This window comes from Serratia sp. JSRIV002 (assembly GCF_019968725.1).
GTDB classification, from domain to species: Bacteria; Pseudomonadota; Gammaproteobacteria; order Enterobacterales; family Enterobacteriaceae; genus Chania; species Chania fonticola_B.
Window position 1 is genome coordinate 75801 of sequence record NZ_CP074146.1, and the last position, 11692, is coordinate 87492.

11 protein-coding genes are annotated in these 11692 nt (G+C 53.3%); all 11 read left to right on the plus strand.

The features are described from left to right. The first annotated feature begins 37 nt into the window (after positions 1-37). Positions 38-6829 carry an N-6 DNA methylase gene (locus KGP26_RS30205; RefSeq protein ID WP_223665807.1) on the plus strand — a complete coding sequence of 2264 codons (6792 nt, stop codon included), beginning with the start codon at positions 38-40 and terminating at the stop codon, positions 6827-6829. A 38-nt stretch (positions 6830-6867) separates the two neighbouring features. After that, positions 6868-7320 carry an olxA gene (locus KGP26_RS30210; RefSeq protein WP_223665808.1) on the plus strand — a complete coding sequence of 151 codons (453 nt, stop codon included), beginning with the start codon at positions 6868-6870 and terminating at the stop codon, positions 7318-7320. Positions 7321-7810: 490 nt separating this feature from the next. Beyond that, on the plus strand, positions 7811-7990 hold the full coding sequence (locus tag KGP26_RS30215) for a hypothetical protein (RefSeq protein ID WP_223665809.1): 180 nt from the start codon (positions 7811-7813) through the stop codon (positions 7988-7990). Between the two features lie 49 nt (positions 7991-8039). Further along, positions 8040-8726 carry a hypothetical protein gene (locus tag KGP26_RS30220; RefSeq protein ID WP_223665810.1) on the plus strand — a complete coding sequence of 229 codons (687 nt, stop codon included), beginning with the start codon at positions 8040-8042 and terminating at the stop codon, positions 8724-8726. Then, complete coding sequence (locus KGP26_RS30225) at positions 8723-9073, plus strand: hypothetical protein (protein ID WP_223665811.1); 351 nt, start codon at positions 8723-8725, stop codon at positions 9071-9073. The genes KGP26_RS30220 and KGP26_RS30225 overlap by 4 nt, the downstream gene beginning before the upstream one ends. Before the next feature lie 184 nt (positions 9074-9257). Then, entirely contained in the window at positions 9258-9896 is a 639-nt protein-coding gene (locus KGP26_RS30230) for an AAA family ATPase (RefSeq protein WP_223665812.1), read from the plus strand. Continuing rightward, positions 9896-10219: a hypothetical protein gene (locus tag KGP26_RS30235; RefSeq protein ID WP_223665813.1), complete on the plus strand. Its 324-nt coding sequence runs from the start codon at positions 9896-9898 to the stop codon at positions 10217-10219. The genes KGP26_RS30230 and KGP26_RS30235 overlap by 1 nt, the downstream gene beginning before the upstream one ends. A 102-nt stretch (positions 10220-10321) precedes the next feature. After that, on the plus strand, positions 10322-10633 hold the full coding sequence (locus KGP26_RS30240; RefSeq protein ID WP_223665814.1) for a hypothetical protein: 312 nt from the start codon (positions 10322-10324) through the stop codon (positions 10631-10633). 21 nt (positions 10634-10654) lie between these two features. Then, a complete protein-coding gene (locus KGP26_RS30245; protein ID WP_223665815.1) occupies positions 10655-10828 on the plus strand; it encodes a hypothetical protein in 174 nt (57 codons plus the stop codon). Continuing rightward, positions 10812-11384 carry a VRR-NUC domain-containing protein gene (locus KGP26_RS30250; RefSeq protein WP_223665816.1) on the plus strand — a complete coding sequence of 191 codons (573 nt, stop codon included), beginning with the start codon at positions 10812-10814 and terminating at the stop codon, positions 11382-11384. Before KGP26_RS30245 ends, KGP26_RS30250 begins: the two co-directional genes overlap by 17 nt. After that, positions 11372-11683, plus strand: coding sequence for a DUF4406 domain-containing protein (locus KGP26_RS30255; RefSeq protein ID WP_223665817.1), 312 nt, complete (start codon positions 11372-11374; stop codon positions 11681-11683). Before KGP26_RS30250 ends, KGP26_RS30255 begins: the two co-directional genes overlap by 13 nt. The last annotated feature ends 9 nt before the right edge of the window (positions 11684-11692 follow it).

The following is an 11692-nucleotide window of genomic DNA, read 5'->3' on the forward strand; positions in this document are numbered from 1 at the left end:
TTATTTAACCCTAATGGATGTGAGTTTTAGTTGAGCCATGAGAGCAGAAAATGATCGGCCGGATATTATTCCGGCGCTAAGGACTACTACGTCTGTAAAACAGATAATCCGGGTCATCGGGGCTATTACTGCACGTCGTAAACCTGCGGTGTTTGGTGTGGAAAAACGGCCAGGCGTGAGCATCGAGCGCGAACGGAAGGAGGCAAACCAGGCGGCGCTGGCGCTATTGGATAGCTTGCCGGATGGTGCCGAGCTAACAGAAGAGCAACGCGCCATCTTGGCCAGGTACACCGGCGAGGGCGGGATCGGCGGCAGCGAATACGAATATTACACCCCACAGTCAGTGACCGAAGGGATCTGGGATCTGCTTGAGGCCTACGGCGTGGCCGGGGGCATGGTCTTGGAACCTTCCGCCGGTACCGGCGTATTCCAGGAAACGAAACCCACCGGCGTCATCATGCAGTCGGCCGAGATCAGCGAAGTATCCGGCCGGATTAACCGGCTGCTGCACCCCGAAGACGCGGTGAATATAAACGCCTTCGAATCGCTGGCCCGCGTCACCCCGGATAACAGCTTTGATCACTGCGTTGGCAACGTGCCGTTTGGCCAGAGCCGTGGCAAATTTGCCGAACTTGATACGGTTTACAAAGATGAGTCCCTGGCCGGATATTTTGTGCTGCGCCCGATCGACAAAGTGCGATACGGCGGCTTGATTTGCCTGATCGTGCCCAACGGCCTGACACACAACACGTCTGACAGAAAATTACGGGAAAAGGTATCCAGGAAAGCCGAGTTCCTGGGTGCGCACCGGCTACCGTCCGGCACGTTCGAGAATAGCGGCACAGCAACGGTTGTTGATGTGTGGGTGCTGCGCAAGCACTCCGAAGAGATGACCGAACGGATCATGCATGAGAAGGACAGCGTGCTGGAGGAGGCTAACGTCTTGTGGGACACGTTTATCCGGGGCAAGTGGTTTGATCGCGACGGCCGCCGATTTGTCCACGGCGAGATGACCACCGTCGGCAAGGATAAATTTGCCCGGATGGTGGTTAAGCCCGACGGGATGGTGAACGGGGCCGCGATCAAAACCGCGTTGGCCAAGAAGTTCGAGAGCCGGATCAATTGGGATCTGCTTTCACTTTCCGAGCCTGAAGTGGCCACCGCCAGCGAGGGTGAAAAGCGGCTGTTTTCCGGCGTTTGGTATGAGTTTATTGGCGGGCAATGGCTGGTGGATGACTCGGCCAACTACGGCGACATCGATGCCGCAAAATATGGTGCGAAGAGCTATAACGATCTGGCACGGCGTGCCACCAGCGTCGAAGGCCTCTTATCCCTCACACCGGCGCAGCTGGAATCGACCTGGTTAGATTTCCCCGGCGCGATCGCCAGCGAATACCACAGCGTTATTGATTTTGCCATGCGCCAAAAGCCTGCGATGCGTGAGCGCGTGCTGAGGGGGTCATTGATTGGCGTCTACATCAAGAACGTCCAGGACAAGATCGCCACCGGCTGGCAGGCTGAAGCCCTCGACCGGGAGCTGGCCGACGCACAACGCATGGTCAGCGAGGAGGTTCTTGCACGCGGCAACCCGCATGCCGGGCGTTCTGCCAGGGTGTCCGGAGACGGTGCCGCCGGTTGGCTGGTGTTCAAAGCGAGCGTGACAAAAGACGGCGAACTGTCGGCGCTGCTGCGTGGGGATCTGGATAAAGGGAACACGAAGGCCTACGACGATACCGATCATGAACAGGTAATACGCCACCTCTTTAACCAAATCGACCTGGATCCTATCGAGCTTCAGTCATTCCGTAATGCGTTCGCCGGGGAACTACCCGCCAGCGATACCGAGTTACTGAGCCTGTTGGCCACGAAAGACGGTATCGCGGTACAGCCGGACGGCACGCTGATGCCCATGGATCGGGCGACGAGCGGCGATATTGGCATACTTAACAGCCAGCTGCTTGGCGCGCTGGATGGGACACCAGACGGGGCGGTAAAAGACAACTATCACCGGCAGCTGGCAGAGATCAAAGCACGGCGGAAATGGACTAAATCGGACGATATCGACTTTTCGCTGAACGATCGCTGGCTCGACCGGAGCATTATCCAGGAATTCCTGCATGAGCGCGGTTACGGCGACCTGAAGTACATACAAAGCGTCCAGATAGAGAATGGCGAGCTGGTGTCTGAAGACGGCTACAAAGGCAAGGACGGGGTATTCACCGGCTACCGCTATAAGACCGTCAAAACCAAGAACAAGGAAACCGGCGCTGTTGAGTACGTCTATAAGCGTGTGCGTAACAGTGATGGATTCCTGGATCAGTTTGAAAACTACCTGAATGGCGTTAAACCACGCGGCGTTAATGCTGATCAGTACCTCGATAGCATTCGTGCCCTGGAAGCCGATTTTAACCAGTGGGTGCGCAAGCACGACTCCCTACCGTCCCTGACGCAGCAATATAACGACTCGTTCAACGCTTACATTCCCTTCAGTCACAGCGAAGAGCCACTGAACCTGAGCGGGATCTCGGGCAACCGCATCCCATTCAAGTACCAGAACGCCGAAGTGCGCCGCCTGTCGGAAGACGGTCGGGGGATCTCCGGGTTTGGTACCGGCCTGGGTAAATCCACAGTAGGCCTGGCGCTTGAGGCGTACAACTTCGAGAATGGCCGGAGCAAGCGAACAGCGAACGTGGTGCCGAAGTCAGTGCTTGAAAACTGGTACCACGAAGCACAGGACTTCTACGACAAAGCCGCTTTGTCGCAGATCCTGTTTGTCGGCCTCGATGAGGTGTTGGGTGATGACGGTAACGTCATGCGGGTGCCGGTGCTCGATGAGAACGGGGAACCGGCAATTAACCCGACCACAGGGAAACCGATCTACCGCAACGCGGTGAAGCTGGCCTCGGCGGAGACGGTGAAAGAGCGGATGAACATGATCCCAATGTCCAATTACCGCTCCGTTCTTCTGACGAAGGAGCAATTCGCGGCTATCCCGCTGCGCCCGGGAACGGTCGAAGAGCATGCCCGTGATGTACTGTTTGCTGAGGCCCAGGTGGGCCGTGTAAATCTCTTGGGTTCGAAGCACCGCGACGCGGCGAAGCGCAACAGCATACTGGCCAAGGCCAGTAATACCGGTACCGACAAAAAGCATGATTATCCGTACTTCGAGGACATGCATTTTGACAGCATAATTGTCGATGAGGGCCATAATTACCGCAACAGTTATGCCTCTGGCCGTGAGGCCTCCCAGCTCGCATACCTACCAACCAGCCCCGTGGCGAAAACCGCACGGGATATGGCGCTAAAAACCTCTTACGTCTCCAAAAACAACAACGGGCGCGGCGCAGTATTACTGACCGCTACACCGCTGGTTAACTCGCCTATCGATGCATTCAACATGCTGTCACACGTCGTCAGCAGCGAAGAGTGGCAGCGCATGGGGATATTGACGCCGGATGATTTCGTCAAGGTATTCGGCCAGACCGATCAGGTGACGGTACAGAAGATTTCCGGCGAGGTAGAGAGCAAGCAAGGGCTGGTGGGCTTCAAGAACCTGGACGGGCTACGGGGCATTTTCCACCGTTGGACAGTGCTGAAGACGGCTAAAGATGTCTCCGACACGGTGAAGATCCCGGAGCTCGATGAAAGCAACGTTGTTGTTCCGATGACCGACGAACAGGCTGTTGTTTACGAACAGCTTAGAAAGCGTGCTGATGCCTTGTCAAAAGGGGTAGATGCTGAAGGGGAAGAGGAAGAAAAAGACTCCATCTTCTCCATCATCCGCGACATGGATCGTGTTTGTTTCGATCCAGACGTGTACCACCGTCAAATGACTTTCCGTTTCCCGGCAGGCAAAGCGGATGCAGTGGCACAACTGGTGGAGTCATTACCGCAGTTTGTTGGCCAGCGTGACGACGAGAGCGACGTGGTGGCCACCGCTGTAGAACGGGTGGAAGTAAACCCACGTATCACAACCACCAGCCGGTATGTGCAGTTGATTGTTGCCGACGCGGCTGAGGGGGAGGTACTGAAGCGCCTCAGCAAAGCAGGCCTGCTATCAACCGACATTTCGCATCCGATCCCGCCGAAGTACAGCGCGCTGGTGGAGAATCTCAAAGGCGGGCTGAAAGCCGGTAAGCAGATCATATTCACCGATGAGAAGGCTCAGCACGGCAAGTTAGCCAGGGTGTTGGCCAGCGCCCTTGGCATGGATATAGTCGAAATTGGCATACTGAACGCCACAACGGTTTCTGAAGCCGGTAAGAAGGGGAAGGGGCCGAAAGCCGTCAAAGAGCCGACGGAGCCCAAGGAAGACGCAACTGATACCGAGCTGGCGGCCTACTACCAGGCTAAAGAGGCCTTTGATGAGTATGTAGCCAGTCTGTCCGAAATTTCACTGGGAGGCCTGGAGCAGATCGCCGCCAATTATAACGAGGGCCGCACGCGCATACTGATCTGCAACAAAAAGGCTGAAGTAGGCATCAACCTACACCACGGTACCGGTGGCATCCACCATCTGACGCTGCCCTGGACGCCAGCCAGTATTGATCAGCGCAACGGGCGCGGTGCGCGGGTAGGTTCAAAAGCCAGTTCGGTGAAGGTCTATTACTACTGCGGTAAGGGTTCGTTCGATGAGTTCCGCCTCGATACACTGAAGCGTAAAAAGGACTGGATCACCGAGATCATGACGTCTGATAAAGCCCGGATGTCAAACGCTGACGCCAACAGCCAGGACGAAATGCGCTTGTTGCTGGCGGCCGATCCGGAGGAATATGCGCGCCTGGTGGCGGAGGCCCGCCGCAAAGCTGAAGCGGTCGCGCGTGAAAAATCCCGGCAACGTGCTGAAGCTAACTTGTCCGAGTTCCTCAAGATGAGCCACGCTGAAAAAACCAGTCTGTGGAGTCTAGAGAACGACCTAACAGGTGCCAAAAACCAGCAGGTTGCCGCAACGACCAGGCTTGATGATTCGCGTAAAAAGCTGCAAGCGAGCATTGGAACCTACATGGAGGATACCGCTCGAAAACAAGTTAACTACGCATTAAAAGATCTCCAAGACCAAAACAAGAAAGTAACTCGTTTAGAGCGGGTTATGTCACGTACGCGTAAAGCAGTTGACCGTATCAAGCAGTTGAAGCCCGAAATAGAAAGGGCCATCGAGGCGGGGTTATTGAACGTCGACGCCGATATTCTGACCCACGGTGATCTCTATGCGCAGTCTGCGGCCGGTCGCATGTTCAAACGTGGTGGCATCTACAAAAGATCCCCAAGAAGTAAGGCATACGTACGGCTGACAAAGATCGACATTGATACCGGCACGGCAATAGCCGATGTCATTTTTTTCGAGGGGGAAACGCTCGACTCTCTGACGGCCAACATACCGGTAAACCTGACCGACCTGGGGGAAGACAGTGATGTTCCAGAAGCGGAGGCCTCATTGAGAGCATGGGCGGCCGTTGGCCATTACAGCCACAGTATTGCTGAACGGATGTCAAAAGCGGAGTTTGCCAAATACCTGGCTAACGGCTGGCTGGTTTTGAGTGATAGCAGTGTCGTATACCGTAATGATGAAGGCAAACTGATAGCGCGTGGCATGGTTTCCCAAAGCTCTTATGCTCCGTCCAGGGGGATTTCGGCGGATGGCCGCAACTGGCTACAAGCTAATGCCGAGCGTGTTGTGTATCCAGATACTCAAGATGATGTGTTGAAAACGGCAGTTGCCAGCTGGTGCCGGTCGGATGGCGGTACCAGGAGCATTGAGCCTTTCCTTATCGCTTTGTTCGGCCGGGAATGGCGCACGGAGCTCAGCAAGTACGGGGAGGTAGCCAGCGCCAGCACTATCAACGAAGTTGTGGCAGCGCATGTTGCCCAAGCCATTGAGAAAACCGATTCACGGAGCTGGAACTTTAACGGTGATAATCCGGAGCAGTATGGCCAATACATGATCCTGGGCAGTTATGATGCAGCCCAATACATGGGCAATGTGTTGAGTATCTATAAAACGGACTACATTCCAGGCCAGTACCGCAATACCGAAGAATTTCAGCCGGTGCTGGAAGCAGCGTTCCGGCAGAAAGTGCAGGAGCACAACGATCGGGTGATCCAGAAAGCGAAGGACGTTGCTCACGCCACCTGGTTGGAGTATTTGGATAATCTCGGCCTGCCAGTGACAGAAGTGTATGAAGTGGCTCAGACATTTTCGCCTTCTTCCCGCGTGTTTTCGTCGGCGTACCGCAGCCGGATGGGGGGATCTGTCAAATATGAGGAATATGGCCTGGCGGCGATGTTCGCACATGCAGTGATCATGGGGCTGGTGGACAAAGAAAGCATCACAGAGGCGGCGTTCAACGGCGGCGAAGCGATGAAGGACATGATCGCCCGTATCGATGCCGCGTTTGCCGAGGCAAATGAAGATCACGATGGCCTTATGCTGAAGCTGAAGGTAATGGCCGGGCTGATCACCGAAGAAGAGGCCCAGGCAGAGACTAATGCTGTTGAAGCTGCGAAGGAGGCCCGGAAGGAGGAAGCCCTGGAAGTGACCGAGGCCTCGACTAGCATCGAAACCATCACTGTGCGCAAAAACACACAGCCGCTGGTGGGCGGCAAAGCGGCGAACAAGTACAGCTATGGCCCTGATGAGGCTTATGGATTCCAAGATAGCGACGGTATCGGCGGCGCGCTGTATCAGGCCAAGGATAGACTTAAAGCCGATTTTGGGGCTAAATATTTGAATGGTAAACGGGCGGGCATGGAATTCATGGGCAGTTGGTGGATTATCCCTGCAACACATGACCTGGCAGACGTTATGGCCGTGATCGCTGAATACCGCTAATTTTAGAGGAGCCGCCCCCGACCGGGGGCGTATTGAATATGACAACATTGATCGACACCGTGCAGCCACCGGAAGACTACATTGGCGAAATCTTGAATGCGCAGGCGCTCAACGGCCGCAGCGAGGCGGAGTATGTCACGGTATACCTTACCGGCCTGGCATCTCGCCTGAAAGCAACTCCGGCGCTGTATCGTGCATTTGGGCCCTGGTGGCCAACGGTAAAAACCCTGCTGATTAATGAGTTTGGCCCGGATGTAGTCGGTGACCAGGTCGCTCAGGATGTGCGTGCTATCTATGGCCTTTCGCGTCCGGCTCTGTCGATAGTGGCCGCGCACCTGTACAGCGCAGAGCGCATCGAGTTTGGCCTCATCTATGCGCCGCAGCACGAACTTGCAGTGCATGCAGAGGCGGATGATACCGAGCCGTATATTTATTACTGCGACGATGACCAAATGGAAAAACTGATCGCCTGGAAAGGGGCCGTAGCGTGAGGGAAAGGCAGTGGTATACATGGCTGGATTTGGTCGCTATGGCTGACAGCCTGGGGTATGAACTGACCATTAATAATCTGCGAGTAGGCCGTATCATGCGGCTTACCAGCAAAACCGATCCTGAGTGCTGGGGTACCGTTGCAGATCTGAGTACCGGTGAGCCTGTGAAGGGGGTGCGCCATTATTCGCGAGGGGGCTGGGATTGGGCGTTACCCGACAACATAAGGGTTATAGAAGAGGCCCGGAAGCGGGAAATCGAGAGAGCTTAGGCTCTCTTTTTTTATGTATAAAAACATGTGGATATGAGTCAATAATCATGTATTTGAAATCAAAAACATGATTTTTGGTTGCGTAGGTCTAATTAATAATTGTATAGTTGCCTTGTGCCGGAAAACAGGCACAAAAAAACCCGCCGGAGCGGGTTTTAATGAGGGGTTGTCGATTGGCGAAAATTTCCAACCCTGTGTTACCTAACAAGGAGAATATTATCATGGCGAAGAATCACGTGTCCATGCCGGTTGATTATGTCAACGTCCAACCAGCGCGGCGTCCAGTAGTTTACCAATCCTCTTCTGTTCCTAAGGCGCTACAGATCATCGGGATGATGCTCGGTACCGTCGGTGTAATGACCTTACTTAATGCCGTGTACGTGCTGGCTACTACTCGTTAAACCCACAGCCCCGGTTGGAGCCGGGGCAACACAGAAGAAGAGGTTGGTTATGAGCAATAAATACGGTATTGCGGTATTAAAAGCGGCATTGTTATCCCTCGAAAAGCGCACTATTCAACGTGTCATTGATGAAGCTATGGCCTGTGCAAGCAAGCCTGATGTTAGCGAGTTCGAGCGCGATGCTATCACCAGGGCGATGCAGAGATGCTGGCGTAAAGCAGTAATGCGGGAGCGTATCGCCACTCAGATTGTTGTGCTGGAAACCGGTTCTGAAGAACAGGCCACGGTGCAGGGCGCTGAAGCGCCAAAAACGCGCGGCAACGTACAGTCGGAACCGGTGCTAGTTGCATCATTCAAGGCATATAACGTGTACGACCTTCGTCAGCATGTCATGAGTGTTAGCCGCAGGCAGGCAGACTCGTTGGAGTTTGCTATGGAGTACAAATCTCGCAGCCATGGCATTCAATACAAGATGTTCAAGTTGTCGAGCGTCGCCGCCTATGCAGCTCAATACAACGAGGACGAAGCGGAAGCGGTGGCCAGAGCCAAGAGTTTTGGCCACGAACTGTATTTTATGGTTCCACTCGGATGCTCTCTTACCAGCCAAAAGCGGTCACATGCCAATAAATACCTGGTTAAACCTAACCAGTTGATCAGTTTTGATGGCCAATTGCTGCGTGTTGAGCCTGCATCTAACAAAAATATCAAACTGGTACCCATTGGAGAGGCCGCGTGAACATCATGGATAAAGCCGCTTTGAGTCAGTTTGCTGCCCAGGTACCGATGTACAAAGTCGCCCTCGCCAGCACGTCACATATACCTTCAGAAGATACTGTAGTGATCATCGGCATGGCGTGGGATAAGCAAGAACAAGAGGGGCTCAGTTGGCTGCTTTCCTCCGGTAGTGGTTGGCTCGTCATTCCTGTAGAGGAGGAAGATGACTGGGTAGACATCTTCACGAAAGGTGGCATTAGCGGGAGTACCATTGCGGCTATCTCCGTGCTAATTGATGCAGGGTTTCATGCCGTCAATTTTGATGATGGGGCGGCGGTGATCCCCGGATTGCCTGTATTCAGCTGGTGATTGCAATGTGTCATACTTCATATTTCATACTTCACAAGTATGATTTGTGAAGTATGACTTTACAGGCGTATGGTTTCGTATAATATTCAGTCATTGCAGGGGATTTCCCCTTTAATATTTCATACGTATGAATTCATAACTCATAATTCATACGTATTAATTAATAAATCATATCGAGGTTCTGATGATCCACGTTATAGGCTCTAACAAGGGTGGATGCTCAAAAACCACCACGGCTATAAACCTGGCGGTAGGCCTGGCAATGCGCGGTAAAGATATTGTGCTGGTGGATGCTGATATGCAGCTCTCTGCATCACGCTGGAACGCAGAAAGGGAAGCGTCAGGCCTGAAGCCCTTGATCACGCTCATACAGAAGACGGGCAATATATCGCAAACATTGCGTAGCCTGGACGAGAAATACGAACATGTGATTGTGGACGTTGCTGGCCGTAACAGTCGCGAACTGATCACCGCTTGTACGGTAGCCCACCAGTTGATCGCGCCTCATCAGTCCTCACAACTAGATCTCGATACCATGATGGAACTGCAAGAGCAGTTGATCAGCGTGCGCGATTTAAACCCTGATCTGAAAGCGTTCTGTTACCAAAGCATAGCAACAACCAACCCTTTGTTGGCGGGTACAGAGCGTAAGGAGTTCCTGGAGTTCGTGTCAGAGTTTGACCAGTTGGTACCACTGGAGTCGAAGAGCTGCTTCAGAAAGGTTTACCGTGACGTGATGGCGGAAGGTAAATCAGTGCTGGAAACTGACAACGAGAAAGCAAAGGTAGAGGTCTGGGCTTTGATTGACGAGGTATTCAAATAATGGCGTTGAAAAAACCTAGTGAGCGTGCGAGTTCTTCCCCCGTTCGACGTGCGCCAGCGACCGAGGCTGAAGTAGAAGCGTTGGCCCAACGCTTGGCTGATCGTCCGTACGGTCAGGAGAATGAAGCCGCAGGCGTGGCACAGGTTGAACCAGCTCATCAAGACGAGCAAATGGGACGGACTACGATATCGTGGCCGTTGTCACTTCAACGCCGAGTTGAGGATGTGGCGTTGGCCAATAAGCGATCCGGGAACGGGCCAAAGAGCACAAGTGCATTGATGCGCGAGGCAATGGAGCAGTATCTGGATAAAAGTAATAAGTAATAATTCACATTTCATAAATATTAAGGGTGCCTCAGGCATCCTTTTTTTTGTCCAAAAAGATGATAATCTAATTACTAATTAGACAAACAAGGACAATTGCAGGTGAGTCTCTTAATCGAACGTAGCGCAGGGAAGTTCTACGCAGGGAGGATCTTCCACGGCTACTTCCCAAATGGGGAGTGGTTTGAAACCGCTCCGCCGCATTGGGAGGTGGGGTATTTCCCCGTTGATCCCCGGTACCTGAACGGAACAGGCAATCACAAGTATCAGGTCGCGCCCGGCAAGAAGATCCCCGGCGCACCAGCCCGCTTCGAGAGGCAAAAGGAAGCATTTGATTGGCTGAAGGAGAACATTGATCGCGTGAATGACGAGATCATGGCTCAGACAGAAATAGACAAAGCGGTAGCGCGATAATCAACACAAGTTGGGTTAGGAATGGCACGTATAGAAAAAAGGATAGAAGCTGGGGGCATTTACCGATTGAATGCTTCACGTTCCAAAAAGGTACCAGCGGAAGGCGATAAAACGGATTTCGATCCGATGGCCAAGCTAAACCAGGCGCGTGAGCTGCGCCGTTCACGCAGAGGCTCCGATGTTGAGATTCAGTGAGGAGTGGCTTGCGGAACGCCAGAAAAAACAGGGTGCTCGTGTTCCTCAAAAACGGAAGGGAACGAACGTCCTCGGTGAGGCTATCAAGTCCGTCGCGAAGAAGTCTCCCCATGCGGTCGCGCTGGCTCTACTGGATAAAAACCCCGACCTGGTGAAGGGCAACCAGGAGCATTACGAACAAGTGCGAGTTTTTTATTATTTTGAGCGCCATCACCAGGGGATTTATACCCGTCTGCACTCAACGCCGAACGGTGGGCACAGAGGTAAAGCATCAGCTGGGAAGATAAAAGCTGAAGGTCAAAAGAAAGGGTACCCAGATATGTCGCTTGATGCGGCGCGGGGTAAGTATCATGGTCTGAGGATCGAGCTGAAGTACGGCAAAAACTCGGCATCTGAAGAGCAAAAAGAGTGGTTGCGCCTGCTGACGGCGGAGGGGTATTACTGTGCGCTGTGTGTCGGGCATAATGAGGCTATCGACGTGCTTATGACGTACTGGCATCTGGAGCCTGGTGCATCGATGCCCGGCCGGGAGCGTGATGAAGCATGGCAGATGTGAAAAGGGTTTATCTGTGCGTGCCCTACGGTGCCGATGATGAGCTGGTGCGAAAAAGGCTTTATAACATCAAGACCACGCTTGAAGAGGCTGGATACAGCGTAACAGAGCCGCCTAGCACGACGCCTGGCCAGTCGATGGAAACTGCCCTCATGATGCGTTTAGCCCTGCTGGTGGTGTGTTCTGTGGTCTGGTTTCCATGCGACTTCCAGCGATCGGCGGTTTCTGTTGCTGAATACAATTATGCGTATGCAATGAATAAGAAAATAGAGGTCGATCCGGCCCGGAGGTTACTTGATTAAAAAATTTCT

Bases quoted from the DNA above. Each gene is read 5' to 3' on its own strand.
- KGP26_RS30210 (WP_223665808.1), top strand. From the start codon at position 6,868: ATGACAACATTGATCGACACCGTGCAGCCACCGGAAGACTACATTGGC.
- KGP26_RS30230 (WP_223665812.1), top strand. From the start codon at position 9,258: ATGATCCACGTTATAGGCTCTAACAAGGGTGGATGCTCAAAAACCACC.
- KGP26_RS30215 (WP_223665809.1), top strand. From the start codon at position 7,811: ATGGCGAAGAATCACGTGTCCATGCCGGTTGATTATGTCAACGTCCAA.
- KGP26_RS30245 (WP_223665815.1), top strand. From the start codon at position 10,655: ATGGCACGTATAGAAAAAAGGATAGAAGCTGGGGGCATTTACCGATTG.
- KGP26_RS30205 (WP_223665807.1), top strand. From the start codon at position 38: ATGAGAGCAGAAAATGATCGGCCGGATATTATTCCGGCGCTAAGGACT.
- KGP26_RS30255 (WP_223665817.1), top strand. From the start codon at position 11,372: ATGGCAGATGTGAAAAGGGTTTATCTGTGCGTGCCCTACGGTGCCGAT.
- KGP26_RS30220 (WP_223665810.1), top strand. From the start codon at position 8,040: ATGAGCAATAAATACGGTATTGCGGTATTAAAAGCGGCATTGTTATCC.
- KGP26_RS30250 (WP_223665816.1), top strand. From the start codon at position 10,812: ATGTTGAGATTCAGTGAGGAGTGGCTTGCGGAACGCCAGAAAAAACAG.
- KGP26_RS30235 (WP_223665813.1), top strand. From the start codon at position 9,896: ATGGCGTTGAAAAAACCTAGTGAGCGTGCGAGTTCTTCCCCCGTTCGA.